Raw genomic sequence first — 15,563 nt, 5'->3', positions numbered from 1 at the left:
GGGGCGGTCGATAGTGGGGCGGCAGGCGTGGCCCCGGGGCGCGGAGCGTGCGGGCGCGGTCGATAGTGGGGCGGCAGGCGTGGCCCCGGGGCGCGGAGCGTGCGGGCGGGTCGATAGCGGGGCGGCGGAAGTGGCCCCGGGGCGACCGCCGTGGCCCCGGGGCCACCTGCGGACGGGGGTCTGGTCAACGCCGCCCCCACGGTGCGTCGACATCGCTACGGTCGGCTCATGGTCTTCATCAAGCGCGACCGTCCCGCGCCCTCGGCGTGGTGGCTCGTGCCGGTCGGTGTGCTCATGCTGGTCGTCGGTCTCGTGCTGCTTCCGATCGACACGGGATATCAGACGGAGCGGTGGGAGTTTCTGTTCCTCGTGCTCGGGCCGGTGCTCGTCGTCTGGGGCGTGGTCGCGGGGCTGCGGGGCGAGCGCCTCGAGAAGTAGGAGTCGCCCGGTATCGACGGTGCTGTGGCCACGCACCCCGACGAGCCCTCAGCTCACGCGCGATTCCAGGCCGGGGGATTCTCGACGACCGTTGCGGGCGCGGACGTCGCCCACACGGTGGCGCCGCCGACGACGACGATGCTCACCGCCACGAGCACGGCTCCCGCGACCGTCGAGGCGCGCTGTCGCCCGCGCCGGTGGCCGCGCGCCGCGGCGAACGCCGCCCAGGCGAGCAGCGCCCAGACGATCAGGGCGGCAACGCCCATCGCGATGCCGATCGCGCGCTCGGAATCGTCGGAGTCGGAGTACTGGTTCACGCCTCCGCTCACCCAGCTGACCCCGGATGCCCCCAGCATCAGCGCCCCGAACAGCCCGATGACCGTCGCCACCATGACCAGCACGATTCCCCCCGCGATCCGCATGAGCCCATCTTTGCGGGTGCGAAGACGATCCCCGCGCACACTGCCCGGCCGGCGGATGCCGCGAGAATGGATCGCATGACCTCGACCACCGGCATCCTGCAGCTGCTCGCCTTCGCCGCCGAGCCGGGCGGAGGCAATCCGGCGGGCGTCGTCCTGGATGCCGTGGACCTCGACGCCGCGCAGATGCAGCGCATCGCGACCGACCTCGGCCACCCCGAGACCGCCTTTGTCGGTGAGCGCGACGGTCGGCGGGTCGCCGTGCGCTACTTCTCGCCTGGAGCCGAGGTGCCCTTCTGCGGACACGCCACGATCGCGACCGCCGTCGCGCTCGCCGAGGCCGAAGGCGTCGGCCCGTTTACGTTCGACACCGCGGCCGGCACCGTCGAGGTGTCGACCGACCGCGACGCCGAGGGCCGCGTCACCGCCGGGTTCACCAGCGTCGAGCCGCGTCTCGACGCCCTCGAGCCCGAGGTCGCCGCTCGCCTGCTCGGCATCCTGGGGCTGCGCTCCGACGACCTCGATGAGCGGATGCCGCTCGCCCAGGCTTTCGCCGGCAACCTGCATCCGGTGGTCGCGATCGCCTCCCGCGAGACGTTCGATTCCTTCACGTTCGACCCCGCGGAGCTGCGGACGCTGATGGACGAGCGGGGATGGAAAGGCACCGTCATCACGGTCCACATCGACGGCGACGTCGTCGACGGCCTCGTCGCCGAGGCGCGCAACCTCTTCCCCGTCGGAGACATCACCGAAGACCCCGCGACGGGTTCCGCCGCCGCCTCGCTCGGCGCGTACCTGCGCGAGCAGGTCGGCCTCGCCGCCCCGTTCGCGTTCACCGTGCTCCAGGGCCGGCACATCGGGCGGCCGAGCGTGCTCGAGGTCGAGGTCCCGGCATCCGGGGGCATTCTCGTCCGGGGAACCGCGACGCCCCTCTGAGCTCCCGGTTCGGGGCGGATTTTTGCGTTCGGGCGTATATCGTCCGCCCCGAACGACGACACGCGCCCTGAACCGTGAAGACGCGCCAGGGCCGGAGCCAGTGACGTCCTCAGCCCGTGGCCCACGCGCCGCCCCGAGCGTCACCGGTTTGGGGCAGGTTTGTGAATTTGGGGCGGGAATTGTCCGCCCCGAACGACGAAACGCGCCCCAAACCCCCGCTGGCGGGCCCCGCCGACACCGGAGCCGGAGCAAGGCCCCAAACCCCCGCTGGCGGGCCCCCGGCCGCGGGCCCCGCTCACTCCCCTCCCGCGAGCCTCCACACGCGGTCGCGCGAGAACGGCAGTTCGTATCCGCGGCGGCCGAGCGCGCGCGAGACGGCGTTGCCGATCGCGGCCCCGACGGGGTTGTACGGCGACTCGCTCATCGACTTGGCGCCGAACGGGCCGAGGGTGTCGTCGGTCTCGGCGAAGTACACCTCGGTGTCGGGCACGTCGGCGAACTGCGGCACGCGGTACGTGCGGAACACGGGGTTCTGCACGACGCCGTCTTCGAGCAGCACCTCCTCGTACAGCGCACCGCCGAGGGCCTGCGCGGCGCCGCCCTCGATCTGGCCGCGGCACTGCGCCGGGTTGATCACGACGCCGGCGTCGGCCGACTGGATCGACTGCAGCACCTTCACCGTCCCCGTCTCGGGGTCGACGGCCACACGCACGGCGTGCACGTTGAAGGCGAGCGAGCGGAAGTCGCCGAATTCGGCCCCGTCGGCGGTGAGGTCGTCCCCGCCCCCCGCGGCGACGATCCGCGCCCAGGTCACGGTCTCGCCCGCGAACGAGATTCCGGATGCCGTGACCTCGGCGCCCGCGGCATCCGCCCCCGACAGCTCGGCGGCGATGGCGATCATCCGGCGCTTCAGCGACAGGCAGGCGCCGTACAGCGCCTTGCCGGCGACGACGGTTCCCGCGGAGGCGAACGCGCCGGTGTCGTGGCGCACCGCGTCGGTGTCGGCGGCCCACAGGTGCAGGCGTTCAAGCGGCACCTCGAGCACGGTGGCCGCGATCTGGCGGTGCACGGTCGAGGTGCCGTTGCCGAACTCGGCCGTGCCGACCCGCAGCACGTAGGTGCCGTCGGCACGCAGCGTCGCGGTGGTGTGGGCGATGTGCCCGCGCGGCGCCATCGTGGCGATCATCGCGGCCGACATCCCTTCGCCCACGAGCCAGCCGTCGGGGGCGTCGACGCCGTTGCCGCGTCGCAGCGCGTCTTGCGCGAGGTCGAGGCACTGGTCGAGGCCGTAGCTGCCCCAGATCAGGTCTTCTTCGTACTTCTCGTCGGCGTCGGGGTGCAGCGAGTCGCCCTCGCGCACGGCGTTGATGCGGCGCAGGTCGAAGGGGTCGATGTCGAGCTCCTGCGCGAGGGCGTCCATGGCCGATTCGACGGCGAACACCACCTGTCCGAGCCCGTATCCGCGGAACGCGCCCGAGGGCGGGTTGTTCGTGTAGACCGCCTCGGCGTCGATCCACTTCGTCGGCACGCGGTACAGCGTCGTCGACTCGGCGCACGAGTGGAACAGCACGCCGATCGCGTGGTTGCCGTAGGCCCCGGTGTCGCTCAGCACGTCGAGCTTCATCGCGGTGAGGGTGCCGTCGGCATCCGCCCCCAGGGTCGTGCGCACGCGCATCGGATGCCGCAGCGAGGCCCGCACGAACTGATCGGTGCGCGAGTACTCGTACGCGACCGGGCGTCCGAGGCGCAGCACCGCGAGCGCGGTGAGGTCTTCGGTGAAGAGCTCCTGCTTGCCGCCGAAGCCGCCGCCCACGCGGGTCGCGTAGACGCGCACGCGATCGCGCTCGAGGTCGAACACGTGCGCGAGCTCGTTGCGCACGAGGAAGGGCACCTGCGTCGACGAGCGGATCACGAGGCGACCGTCGTCATTGATCCAGCCGACGGCGCCGTGCGTCTCGAGCGCCGCGTGGGTCACGCGCGACGATCGCCATTCGCCCGTCACGGTGGTGTGGCTCGCGGCGAGGGCGGCGTCGATGTCGCCGCCGTGGCCGGTGTGGAAGCCCGCCACGACGTTGCGGCCAGCATCCATCACGCGCTCGTCGGGCGTGCGCTCGGGGTGCAGCAGCGGGGCTCCGGGCCGGCGCGCCTCTTCGGGGTCGAACACCGCGGGCAGCACCTCGTACTCGACCTCGACGGCACGGCAGCCGGCATCGGCTGCTTCAGCCGTCTCGGCGACGACCGCGACGATCCGCTGGCCGACGTGACGCACCACGTCGTCGAGCATGCGCGTGTCGTCGGGGTCGTCGGTGCGGTGCTCGTGGCGGCCGGTCGAGTAGCGCACGGCCGGCACATCGTCGTGGGTGAACACGGCGACGACGCCCGGGATCGCCCGCGCGGCCGCGGTGTCGATCGAGACGACCCGGGCGTGGGCGTGCGGCGAGGTCACGACGCGCAGCACGAGCGGCGGACCGCCGGGCACGGGCTCGTCGAAGGTGAAGGGTTCGCGACCCTGGACGATGCGGCGCGCCGCCTCGGGGATCGCAGAGGTGCCGACGCGTCCGGTGGGGGAGGTCGGCGTGCACGACTCCTGCAGATCGGCAGCTGCAGGCGTCGAGGGAGTCGTGAGGGGCGGATCTGCAGGAGTCGTGTCGTGCCCCTCGCACGTGCCACCGCAGCCGCCGGGCGCCGCGGCCTCGGCATCCGCCCCGCAGCTCTTCCCGGTCTCGCGCACGGGCCCCAGCACCGACGAGCGGATCGCCTCGCGGATCGGGCGGTACCCGGTGCACCGGCAGAGGTTGCCCTTCATGCGCCGGTCGAGGTCGCCGAGGTCGTCGGGGGTCAGGGTCGACGCCGTCACGCTCATGCCGGGCGTGCAGAAGCCGCATTGGAAGCCGAAGCCGGTCGCCAGGGCCTCCTGCACGGGGTGGAGCTCGTCGCCGGGGGCGAGGCCGGCCGCGGTCGTGATCGCACGCCCCTCGAGTCGCATCGCGGGGATGATGCACGAGTGCGTCGGCGTGCCGTCGAGCAGCACCGAGCACGCGCCGCAGTCGCCCGCATCGCACCCCTTCTTCACCTCGACGTGTCCGCCCTCGCGCAGCAGCGTGCGGGCACTCTGACCGGGGCGGGGGTCGACCTCGACGGGGGAGCCGTTGACCTCGAACCTCACGCGGCACCTTCCTGCAGCTCACGCGCGAAGCGCGCGCGCAGTCGTTCGGCGAGCACGACGCTCACTCCCCGACGCCAATCGGCGCTGCCGAGCGGGTCGGTGTAGAAATCGGGGGCGGATGCCACGGCATCCCGCAGTGCGCCCGCTCCGGGCACGCGCGAGAAGCGCAGCACGCGGGGGCGGCGCACCGCGGCGGTCACCACGAACACCGCGGAGCCGTCGGGGTCGACGCGGGCGGTGACGACGGCGCCGGAGCGACCGAGCTCGGCCAGCGCGATCTTCTGCAGGCCCACCCGCGACGACAGCGCCCGCGCGGGGACGTCGAGGGCGCGCACGACCTCGCCCGGCGCGAGCGCGTTCGCGGCGTTGTCGACCACCAGATCGGCCACGGCCGCGCGGCGCTCGCCGCCGTCGGGCGTCCAGATGAGTGCCGTGGCATCCAGCGTCGTGAGGAAGGCGATCATGGCGCCGGCGGCGAAGGCCTGGCAGACGTTGCCGCCGACGGTGGCGGTGTTCCAGATCTTGAACGACGCGAGCAGCGCATCGGCGGCGGGGCGGGCGAGCTCGAGCGAGGTCCAGGCCGCGGGCGCCTCCCGTTCGGCCCACGCGAGCAGACGTGCGATCGTGCAGGTCGCCCCGATGCGCAGGCCGTCGTCGGTGACCTCGAGGTCGGTCCAGCCGAGAGTGGTGAGGTCGACGAAGCCGGTGGTGTCGGGCTGCGGCTCGCTCATCAGCCAGGTGCCCCCGGCCATGACGACCTCGCCGGGACGCAGCGCGAGGTCGGCGCGCGAGCGCGCGGCGCGGAACGAGGTGACGGTGGTGATGTCCACGTCAGCCCGCCAGGATCTCGCCCGACCAGCGGCCGTCGACGAGCGTGTAGTGCTGGCGTGTGCTCTGACCGGCGGGATCGCCGCGCCAGAAGGTGAGCGTTCGCGGGCGCAGGCGGAAGCCGACCCACCGTGCGGGCGGGTCGAGCTGCGGGTGCGCGTCGTCGAACTCCGCCCACAGGCGATGACGTTCGTCGACGGGCAGGTGCGCGTTCTCGCGGGTGTTCGTCCAGGCCAACAGCTGCAGGTACCGCGACCGCTCGGAGTACACCTTCGCGGCATCCGCGGCCGAGACCTGCTCGACGGTGCCGCGCACCACGAGCTGCCGACCGATCTCGGGCCAGGCGATCGACATCGCCGCGACCGGGTTCTGGGCGAGCTCGGCGGCCTTGGCGCTCTGAGCGTCGGTGTGGAAGGTGAGACCCTCGGCGTCGCACTCGCTCGCCAGCACGTGGCGCAGCGAGGGGAGCCCGTCGAGGCCGACGGTGGCCAGGGCGGCGAGCGGTCGCAGCTCGTTGTCGTGCGGGGGCAGCCACCGCACGAGCAGGGCGAGCGGGTCGTCGGTGAGCGCGTCGACGTCGTCGACGTCGGAACCGAACGTGGTGCCGGCCGTGATCATGGCGACCTCCGGGGGATGGGGCAGCGGGTATCGCCGAGCGTAGGCACCGCGCATTTCGGCAATGTTGCCGTCACGAACATTCGCGGAAACACGCGGTCCCTACACTCCCGCCATGACCTCGCTGCCGCTGATCGACACCTGCCCGAAGCGCATGGAGTACGGCCCCTGCGGGGGAGTCGGATTCGACGGCTCGTGCGAGATCGACGCCGCGCATCGCTGCGCGTTCCTGCACCGGCCGACCGTGCCGTGGACGGGGGTCGATCGCACGGTCGCCGTGGTGCCCGGGTCGCGCACGGCGGCGGCGGCCGAGACCCTGGCGGCGCTCGGGACGCGCCCCTGGGTGGTCGCCGATCTGCCCGCGCGGGCGCTGAGTGTGGAATCCATCGACTCGTGCGCCGCGATCCTCGCCGGAGAAATGGATGCCGTGCTCGCCGGCGACGCGGGAAGCGCGCGCGTGCAGTTCCCACCCGCCTACCGCGCACACCTTCTGCAGTCGCGGGGTCTGCGCGTGTGGACCGGGCTCAACATGCGCGACCGCAACCGCGTCGCGATCGAGGGCGAGCTCGCCGCCCTCGCCGTGGAGGGGGTCGCGGGAGTGCACTGCGTGACCGGCGATCACACCCGCACCGGAGATCGACCGGATGCCGCGCCGGTGTTCGACCTGGACTCCACCGAGGCCGCAGCGCTCGCCCGCGCCGCGGGGCACGTCGTGTCGGTGGCGGCGTCTCCGGCCGCACCCCCGATCGACCGGCGTGCGGCACGGCTGCGCGAGAAGCAGCGCGCGGGGGCCGACGTGTGCTTCGTCAACCATGCCGGCGGAGCCGCGCCGGTGCGCCGCTTCATCGAGGCGGCGGGCGACGGCATCCGCTACATCCCGTGCGTGCCGGTGGTCGTCGATGCCGCGTCGGCCGACCTGCTCGAGTCGTTCACGACGCTCGTGCTGCCCGACGGCTTCCTCTCGCGCGTGCGATCGGCCCGCGACCCGCGCGCCGAGGGGATCGCCCTGGCCGTCGCGCTCGCCGAGGAGATGCTCGCCCTGCCCGGCGTCGTCGGAGTGAACCTGTCGGGCGGGCGCGAGGGCGCCGAGGATTCGTTCGCCGAAGCGTTGGCCGAGATCGCGCGACGCCTGCGCTGAGGCGGTGCGGCCGTCTCACCCCGTTGAGTGTCCGAAACACGCCGCGACCGCCGTGGAGGCACGGCGTTTCTTGGACACTCAACAGGATGGGCGCGGGGCGGAGGCGCCGCAGCACAGCGCGAGCGCGGGGTCAGCGCGACGCCACGCGCACCCGCGCTGCCGACCGGGTCGAGGCGACCGCGCTCGCCGCCGCCGTCACGGCCTCTGCCACCCGGTCGGTGTGGCGCAGAGAGAGGGCGTTGGACTGCGGCCGGGTGAAGGCACCCGCCTCCGGTCCCGCGGTGAAGGGCCCGAGGGCGAACATCGTCGCGTGGACCAGCCCGTCACGGTCGATCACGCGTCCGTCGGGGTCGACCTCGATGCGGCCGAGCGAGCCGGTGTAGGCCTTGTCCGCCACGTGCACTTCGCGCCCGTGCCGCGTCGCGAGCTCCCGCAGCACGGGGTTGTCGCTGGCGGCTGCGCCGGCCGCGGGCAGCCAGGCGTCCACCAGCGCATCGGCGACCACCTCACCGGGCGCGCGCGAGGTCGTGGCGACAAAGCCGCGCTGCTCGTCGAGGCGCACCGACAGGTCGGGCCCGAGGAAGCGCACCACCCCGGCATCGGCCAGGGCGAGCAGCTCTTCGAGCCGGTGGGCGGGCGGCCCGGAGGCGACGTAGCTGAAGAAGGCGTGCCACGTGATCGGCAGGTCGACGGCGCGCGAGCGTGCGCTCCACCGCTCGGGCGGGATGTCGGCCAGGGCCAAGAACGACCCGAGGATCGTCAGGAACAGCGCCTGGCTCGCACTGTGATCCTGCGAGGTGCGCAGGCGCAGGTCGTCGGCCACGTGCCGGCGCACGCGGTCGTGCACGGCGTCGGCATCGACGAAGGTCTCGTCGCCGAGCGGCCGGTCGAGGCGGGGCACGTCGAAGCGGTCGAGGGGGTCGGGCACCGCGTCGTGCACGGCTCGGCGGAGGGCGTCGGTGTCGCCGTCGACGTCGCGCAAGGTCGCGCGGAAGGTCTCCCACGTCGTGGTGACCCGCTCGGGGTGGCCGGTGAACAGTTCGCGGTAGTGCCCCCACACGAGCTCGCGAGCGATGAGCGGCCACACGTCGTCGGCGAAGTCGACCGTGCCGGGGCGGTCGAGCAGGGCGGCGACCGCCGCAGGGGTGAGTACCTCGCGCGCGGGAGCGTCGCCCTGCACCTGCGAGGCGACCTTCGAGCGGTACGGCACCCCGCGCCGCGAGCCCAGGTGCAGCCGCGGCTCCGCACCCGAGGGGGTGTAGACCAGCCGCCCGGCCGCCGTGCGGGAGAAGCGACCGCCGCGCCCCTGGGTCAGGAGCACCACGGCATCCACCGCCGCCAATCCCATGCCGCGCACGATCACGTCGGCGCCCGGTACGAGACGCGAGAGGTCGGCGTCAGCGGTGAAGGAGGGCTCGAGGTAGGTGAAGCCCGCCGCCGCGGCCGTCGCGATCACGTCGAGGGTGGTGTTCTCGGGCGCTCGGCCGGTGTGACCGAGCGCGTAGACGACGAGGTCGGCGGGCAGCCGCGTGCCGTCGGACAGGGCGACCTCCCACCCCTCGGCGGTGTCGTCGACCCACTCGGCGCTGCCCTGGTGCCACTGCACCTCGACGCCGGGCGGCGCGATCGCGACCGTGCGCCGCCAGAACCAGTCGAGGTAGGCGCTCTGCAGGCGCCGCGTGGGAAAACTGTCACCGCGCAGCTCGCGCACCTCGTCGGCCAGGGCGGGGTCGTCGATCGAGACGTCGGGCAGTCGCCCGTCGCGCACGCGTTCGGCCCACTCGATGAGCGAGGGCCCCGATCGCACGGGGCCCGCGATCACGCAGCTGTCGTCGGTGAACACCGTCACGTCGCGCGCCATCGAGTTGAGCTTGAGCAACGACGACTGCTCGCGACGCCAGATGCGCCCGCCACCCGGGGGAAACGGGTCGATCAACGTGATGCGCAGCGGCGGGCGCGCGTCGCGGGTGCGTCGCGCGAGCAGGCGCTCGACGAGCATCACCGCCCGCGGTCCCGCCCCCACGATCACGGCGTCGGTCATCGTGCGGCCGCCTCCCGCGCGACCGGAGGCAGGCCCAGCAGGTCGTGCAGCGTCGCGCCCTCGTCGTACGAGCGCCGGTACGAGCCGCGCTCCTGCAGCAGCGGCACGACCTTGGCGGCGAACTCGTCAAGGCCGTGCGGGGTCACATGTCCGACCACGGTGAACCCGTCGGTGGCGCGTTCCTGCACGTAGCGGTCGATTTCGGATGCCACGTGCTCGGGCGTCCCGACGAAGGTGTGCTTCGCGGTCAGGCGGATGACGAGCTCGCGGATCGACAGCTTCTCTTCGGCGGCCAATGCGCGCAGCTGGTCGATGCGGGCGCGGATCGCGGCGTGGCGTCCCGCGAAGCCGTGCGCGGTCTCGGTTCCGGTGTCGGGCTCGACGTCGGGGAGAGGCCCGTCGGCGTCGTAGCCGCTGAAGTCGCGGTTCCAGATCTGCTCGAGGTAGGTGATCGCCGTCTGCGGCCGCACCTGGGCGAGGGCGATCTCGCGCGAGCGCTCGCGGGCCTCGGCCGCGGTGTCCCCGAGCACGAAGGTCGCGGCGGGCAAGATCTTCAGCGAGTCCTCGTCGCGGCCGTGCGCGGCCAGGCGGCCCTTGACGTCGCGGTAGAACTGCTGGGCGTCGGCGAACTCGGTGTGCAGCGAGAAGATCACGTCGGCGTGTTGCGTGGCGAAGTCGCGGCCGTCGGGGGAGTCTCCCGCCTGCACGATGACCGGTCGGCCCTGCGGCGACCGCGGCACGTCGAACACCGCATCGACGTCGAACAGGCGGGATTCGTGGCGCACCCGCGCGATGGCGTCGTCGCGCAGGAACGCGCCCGTCTCGGCATCCGCCACGATGGCGTCGCCGCGCCACGACGACCAGAGGGCCTTCGACAGGGCCGCGAACTCCTCGGCCCGCACGTACCGGTCGGCGTGGTCGAGATAGCCGCCGCGACGGAAGTTCGCGCCGTGGAACGCGTCGGAACTCGTCACGGCGTTCCACCCCGCGCGCCCGTTCGACAGCAGATCGAGGGTGCCGAGCTGACGTGCGAGCTCGTACGGCTCGTTGAAGGTGGTGTTGAGCGTGCCGACGAGACCGATGTGTTCGGTGACCGCGGCCAGCGCCGTGAGGATCGCGAGGGTGTTCGGGCGTCCGGCGACGTCGAGGTCGTGCAGCTGTCCGCGGTGCTCGCGCAGGCGCAGCCCCTCGGCGAGGAAGAGGTAGTCGAACACGCCGCGCTCTGCGGTGCGGGCGAAGTGCTCGAACGACGAGAAGTCGATCTGGCTGCCCGCCGCGGGATCCGTCCACACGGTGGTGTTGTTCACGCCCGGGAAGTGCGCGGCGAGGTGGATCTGGCGACGGCTCATGCGCCGACCTCCTGACGGGCGTAACGGCTGGCGGGGCGGGGGAGTCCGAGCCGCTCGCGCAGCGTGGGCTCGCCGGCATCGGGGGCCAGGATGCCGGCATCCGCCCCCCGCGGCACGACGAGGCGCGCGATCCGGTCGAGGTCGGCGGGCAGGCGCGCGGGGCGCAGGCGCACGCCGTCGACTCCCGCCTCGACGAGGGCGCGGATCTCCTCGACGACGTCGTCTTCGGTGCCGACCACGACGCGCGCGTCGGTCGTCAGCGGGGCGCGCTCCTGCAGGCGGTTCCACACCGCCTCGGCCTCGGCGCGCGTCTCTTCGACGAGCACGAGGAGGTCGGCGAAGACGCGCAGGGGCTCCCCGCGCTCGGGGGCGGCGAGCTCGTCGAGGATGCCGGCCACCGCCGTGGCATCCGCCGGCGTGATGAAGACGAGGTCGGCGTGCTCCGCGGCGAAACGGTAGGGAACCCTCTGGTGCGCCAGCGCGGTGATGAGGGGCTGCCCCTGCGGCGACCGCGGCACGATCGAGGCACCCGTGATGGAGAAGAACTCGCCCGCGATCTCGACGTTGTGCACGCGCTCGCGGTCGAGGAACCTGCCCGACTCGAGGTCGCGCACGATCGCGTCGTCTTCCCACGAGTCGGCGAGCCGACGAATCGCCTCGGTCACCTCTCCCGCCTCGCGGAAGGCGGCGAGCAGCGCGGGGTCGTCTTCGACGCGACCGGATGCCGGGAGCCCGGTGGGTCCGTCGGCGCGGCGCCCGAAGTTCGCGCGCTCCTGCGCGGTGGAGCCGGCGACGATGCGCACGCCCCCGCGTCCTCGGCTGACGTGGTCGAGGGTCTGCAGGCCCGTGGCCAGGTGGAACGGCTCGGGGTGGGTCGTCGTGACCGTCGGCACGAGACCGAGACGACGCGTGCGCGGGGCCAGGAACGACGCCAGCAGCACCGCGTCGAGGCGCCCACGGACGCGGTCGCGGCGGGTCTCGGCATCCGCTTCGCTCGATCGTCCGCCCAGGCTCAGCGCGTCTTCGATCGTCGCGAACACGATGCCGGCGTCGTCGGCGGTGCGCGCGAGGTCACGCCAATACGCGGCGGAGGTGAGCTCGGTGGGTCGGGCCGTGGGCTCGCGCCACGCGGCCGGATGCCAGCCGGCGCCGTCCAGCGCGACGGCGAGGGGGATGCGGTGCGGCATCGGGGCTCCTTGGGTTGGAGAGGCGGTCGTCGAGGTCCCCACTGTCGCCCGGCGGCGCGGCGGGGCTCAAGGCCGGTCGTAACGCAGCGCCTTCAAGCGTCGAGGGCACTCGATCAGAGGCGCACCGTAGCGCGACGGCTCGCCGCCCGCACCTCTGCGCGGTCTTCGTGACGCCGTGCGACGCACCGTGACCGGTGATGACGGGCCACTACGGCGCGTGTCCTCCGGGACCAGCTCGGCGGCCCGTCGTCCTACCTTCGGCGTCGTCCCCGTCTTCCCGGATGCCGCCGCATCCCGACCCGAGGAGGTCCGCTCATGAGTGCCGCCCCCGTCATCGCCCCGACCACGGGCCTCGACGCCCTGCTCGACGACGTTCGAGCCGAGGCGCCGCACATCGAGGTGCTCCGCCCCTCGGCCGAGACCGCCGCGTTCGCGTTCGACGCGGGCACCGCTCCGCGCCGGGTCTCCGACGGCGATGGGCCGGCCGTGGCGTTCCCGGCGACCCCCGCCGAAGTGCAGCAGCTCGTGCGGCTGTCCGCGCGCCACAGGGTGAGCATCGTGCCCCGCGGAGCCGGAACCGGTCTGTCGGGTGGGGCCACGGCATCCGCCGATCAACTCGTCGTCTCGACCGCCCGCCTCGATCGCATCGTCGAGGTGTCGCCCGCCGACGAGGTCGCCGTGGTCGAACCGGGCGTGCTCAACGCCGCGCTCAACGAGCGGCTGGCGCCCCTGGGCCTGTTCTACGCCCCCGACCCCGCGAGCTGGCGCATCTCGACCATCGGCGGAAACATCGCCACGAACGCCGGCGGTCTGCGCTGCGCCAAGTACGGCGTGACGCGCGAATCGGTGCTCGCCCTCGACGTCGTGCTGGCCGACGGCAGCCTCGTCTCGGTCGGCCACCGCTCGATCAAGGGCGTCACCGGGCTCGACCTCGTCTCGCTGTTCGTCGGTTCGGAGGGCGTGCTCGGCATCGTCGTGGGGGCCACCGTGCGCATCCGTCCGCTGCCCGTGGCCCGGCGCACCCTCTCCGCCTTCTTCGCCACGACCGCCGCCGGAGCCGACGCCATCGGTGCGATCACCGCGTCACGGGTGCGCCCGAGCGTCATCGAGTTCCTCGACCAGCCGACGCTCGAGGGCATCGACGCCGCGCAGGGCTCGGGTCTGCGCGATCGTGGCGCGGCCCTGCTGCTCATCGAGCTCGACGGCTTCGGCATCGACGAGCAGACCGCCGAGCTGTCGGCGGCGCTCACCGCGGCGGGTGCGCACGTGCGGGTGGAGAGCGACGCGGATGCCGAGGCCCTCTGGGAATTGCGGCGTTCGGGTCGGCGCTTCGACGACGACCAGTGGTTCGCCGGGGGAGACGTCGCGGTGCCGAAGTCGCGCATCGCGGAGATCTTCGCCGGCTTCCCGGCGATCGCCGACCGCCACGGCGTCTCCGTCAGTGCAGTCGCCCACGCCGGTGACGGAAACCTCCACCCGGTCATCAGCCTGCGCATCCCGCCGGGAGCCGACCCCGCGCTGCCGCCCTCCGCCGTGCACGACGCCGCTGACGACGTGGTGCGCGCAGCCCTCGCCGTCGGCGGAACCGTCAGCGGCGAGCACGGCATCGGCACGGTCAAGCGCGATCTCGCCGCCGTGGAGCTCGACGTCCGCGTGCGCGAGGCGCAGCTCGCCCTCAAGAACGCTCTCGATCCCGCCGGCCTGTTCAACCCCGGCAAAGCCCTGTAACCCGAATCTCCACCGCACACACGAGGACACCCCATGACCACGCAGCCCCGCCCGTTCCGGCGCCTCCTCGGCGTCGCCTCCGCCCTCACCGTCGGCGCCGTCCTGCTCAGCGGGTGCGGCGCGGGCTCGACCGCCGCCCCCGCCGAGGGCTCCGCCCCGCGCTCCGGCGGCGATCTGGTGTTCCTCATCGACTCGCTCGGTGCCACCTGGATCCCCAACAACAGCTCCATCTCGAGCTATCAGGGACAGATCTGGGGCAACCTCACCGACAAGCTCGTCTACGTCGACGCCGAGGGCACCCTCAGCCCGTGGATCGCGCAGAGCTGGGACGAGAACGCCGACAAGACGCAGTTCACGCTGCACCTGAAAGAGGGGGTCACGTTCTCGGACGGCACTCCGCTCGACGCCGCCGCGGTCGTGGCCAACATCGACCTGTGGGCGAAGGGGCGTCCCGACGAGGGCATCAACCGCATCGGCCTCTTCCCCTCGGCGAACTACGTGGGTGCCGAGGCGGTAGATGCCACGACGGTGACGGTGTCGTTCTCGGCACCGACGCTGAGCTTCATCCCCACGCTGGCGTACCACGGCTCGATCCTGCTGTCGCCGGCGAGCCTTGCCCTGCCCGCCGACCAGCAGGCCGACCTCACGAAGGACATCGGCAGCGGTCCCTTCGTCGTCGAGAAGGTCGCCGAGGGCGACAGCGTCGTGCTGAAGAAGCGCGACGACTACGACTGGGGCCCCGAAGCGGTCGGCCACGAGGGCGCCGCGTACCTCGACACCATCACCTACAAGCAGGTCGCCGAACCGACGCTGCGCACCGCCTCGGTCGAGTCGGGTCAGGCCCAGGTCGCCTATAACGCCAGCCCTCAGGACCTTGAGGCGCTCAAGGGAGAGGGGCTCACCGTCGAAACGCCCCGCTACCTCGGGTTCGTCAACGGCTACGCGCTGAACACCTCGGTCGCGCCTTTCGACGACGTCAATGTGCGTCAGGCGGTGCAGCACGGCATCGATCGCGACCAGATCCTCTCGACCGTGTACACGCCCGACTGGCACGCGGCCGAGTCGTTCTTCCAGAGCACGGTGCCCGAGGCGACCGACCACGGCGACGCGTTCGCGTACGACCCCGACGAGGCCGCCCGACTGCTCGACGAGGCGGGCTGGACGAAGGGGGCCGACGGGGTGCGCGAGAAGAACGGCCAGAAGCTATCGTTCACGCTCTACCCCAACCCCTACCTGCAGGCCTCGCAGTCGGTCGACGAGCTCGTCGACCAGCAGCTCACGAGCCTCGGCTTCGAGGTGAACCTCGAGCGCTACGACGTGCCCACCTACGGGCAGAAGGTCATCGGCAACGCGGCCGTGCCCGCCACCGAGATCACGCGCAGCTTCGTCGACGTCGGAACCGTCGCGGGTGTGCTGACCGCGCAGAAGAAGGGCGACGAGGACTGGTTCAAGGTCGGAACCTCGGATGCCACGTTGAACGACCTCGCGAATGCTCTCGCGACCGCCACCGACCGCGACGCGCGCGCGAAGGTCGCCGACGAGCTGCAGGGCTACGTGCTCGATCAGGGCTACTTCGTTCCCCTGACCCAGATCGTGCAGCGCGTGTACGTGCAGTCGCCGGAGCTGACCGGCGTCACCTACAACGGCCTCGCCTACGCGTACTACCTCGACGCCTCGCTGAACGACTGACCGCGATTCCACCCCGAGAGGAGGAGCGC

Annotated in this window: 12 protein-coding genes; 5 read left to right on the top strand and 7 right to left on the bottom strand. The window is 72.6% G+C overall.

Annotated features, from left to right (window positions below):
* Positions 1-228: 228 nt before the first annotated feature.
* Positions 229-438 (top strand): hypothetical protein, encoded by a 210-nt coding sequence (locus ABXS86_RS09505; protein ID WP_307207951.1) that lies wholly within the window; start codon positions 229-231, stop codon positions 436-438.
* Between the two features lie 53 nt (positions 439-491).
* Here the strand turns inward: ABXS86_RS09505 and ABXS86_RS09500 are convergent, their stop codons facing one another.
* Positions 492-860 (bottom strand): hypothetical protein, encoded by a 369-nt coding sequence (locus ABXS86_RS09500; protein ID WP_307207956.1) that lies wholly within the window; start codon positions 858-860, stop codon positions 492-494.
* Between the two features lie 75 nt (positions 861-935).
* Between ABXS86_RS09500 and ABXS86_RS09495 the strand changes: the two genes are divergently transcribed.
* Entirely contained in the window at positions 936-1,793 is an 858-nt protein-coding gene (locus ABXS86_RS09495) for a PhzF family phenazine biosynthesis protein (RefSeq protein ID WP_353664264.1), read from the top strand.
* A 295-nt stretch (positions 1,794-2,088) separates the two neighbouring features.
* On the opposite strand, the gene ABXS86_RS09490 is transcribed toward ABXS86_RS09495, so the two are convergent.
* Genes ABXS86_RS09490 through ABXS86_RS09480 form a run of 3 tightly spaced genes read right to left on the bottom strand, consistent with a single transcriptional unit; the run spans position 2,089 to position 6,405 of the window.
* Complete coding sequence (locus ABXS86_RS09490) at positions 2,089-4,959, bottom strand: molybdopterin-dependent oxidoreductase (protein ID WP_353664263.1); 2,871 nt, start codon at positions 4,957-4,959, stop codon at positions 2,089-2,091.
* On the bottom strand, positions 4,956-5,789 hold the full coding sequence (locus ABXS86_RS09485; protein ID WP_353664262.1) for an FAD binding domain-containing protein: 834 nt from the start codon (positions 5,787-5,789) through the stop codon (positions 4,956-4,958). The genes ABXS86_RS09490 and ABXS86_RS09485 overlap by 4 nt, the downstream gene beginning before the upstream one ends.
* Before the next feature lies 1 nt (position 5,790).
* On the bottom strand, positions 5,791-6,405 hold the full coding sequence (locus ABXS86_RS09480) for a pyridoxal 5'-phosphate synthase (RefSeq protein WP_316000800.1): 615 nt from the start codon (positions 6,403-6,405) through the stop codon (positions 5,791-5,793).
* Between the two features lie 112 nt (positions 6,406-6,517).
* On the opposite strand from ABXS86_RS09480, the gene ABXS86_RS09475 reads away from it, so the two are divergent.
* Positions 6,518-7,540, top strand: coding sequence for a methylenetetrahydrofolate reductase C-terminal domain-containing protein (locus ABXS86_RS09475; protein ID WP_353664261.1), 1,023 nt, complete (start codon positions 6,518-6,520; stop codon positions 7,538-7,540).
* A gap of 130 nt (positions 7,541-7,670) precedes the next feature.
* Here ABXS86_RS09475 and ABXS86_RS09470 read toward each other — a convergent pair whose 3' ends face one another.
* From ABXS86_RS09470 to ABXS86_RS09460, 3 genes are read right to left on the bottom strand one after another with little or no spacing between them, the layout of a single operon-like run.
* Complete coding sequence (locus ABXS86_RS09470) at positions 7,671-9,581, bottom strand: FAD/NAD(P)-binding protein (RefSeq protein WP_353664260.1); 1,911 nt, start codon at positions 9,579-9,581, stop codon at positions 7,671-7,673.
* The gene (locus tag ABXS86_RS09465; protein WP_307208016.1) at positions 9,578-10,930 is read right to left on the bottom strand and encodes an NtaA/DmoA family FMN-dependent monooxygenase; all 1,353 of its coding nucleotides are present in this window, start codon (positions 10,928-10,930) and stop codon (positions 9,578-9,580) included. Before ABXS86_RS09465 ends, ABXS86_RS09470 begins: the two co-directional genes overlap by 4 nt.
* Positions 10,927-12,117, bottom strand: coding sequence for an LLM class flavin-dependent oxidoreductase (locus ABXS86_RS09460; RefSeq protein ID WP_353664259.1), 1,191 nt, complete (start codon positions 12,115-12,117; stop codon positions 10,927-10,929). Before ABXS86_RS09460 ends, ABXS86_RS09465 begins: the two co-directional genes overlap by 4 nt.
* Before the next feature lie 315 nt (positions 12,118-12,432).
* Between ABXS86_RS09460 and ABXS86_RS09455 the strand changes: the two genes are divergently transcribed.
* Positions 12,433-13,845, top strand: a complete 1,413-nt coding sequence (locus ABXS86_RS09455; protein ID WP_353664258.1) for an FAD-binding oxidoreductase — start codon at positions 12,433-12,435, stop codon at positions 13,843-13,845.
* 33 nt (positions 13,846-13,878) lie between these two features.
* Positions 13,879-15,534, top strand: a complete 1,656-nt coding sequence (locus ABXS86_RS09450) for an ABC transporter substrate-binding protein (RefSeq protein WP_353664257.1) — start codon at positions 13,879-13,881, stop codon at positions 15,532-15,534.
* Positions 15,535-15,563: the final 29 nt, after the last annotated feature.

The sequence above is a fragment of the Microbacterium sp. che218 genome (genome assembly GCF_040436305.1).
Classification (GTDB): domain Bacteria; phylum Actinomycetota; class Actinomycetes; order Actinomycetales; family Microbacteriaceae; genus Microbacterium; species Microbacterium algihabitans.
Note: the sequence above shows the minus strand (reverse complement) of the source record. Positions and strands in the feature narration are given on the sequence as shown.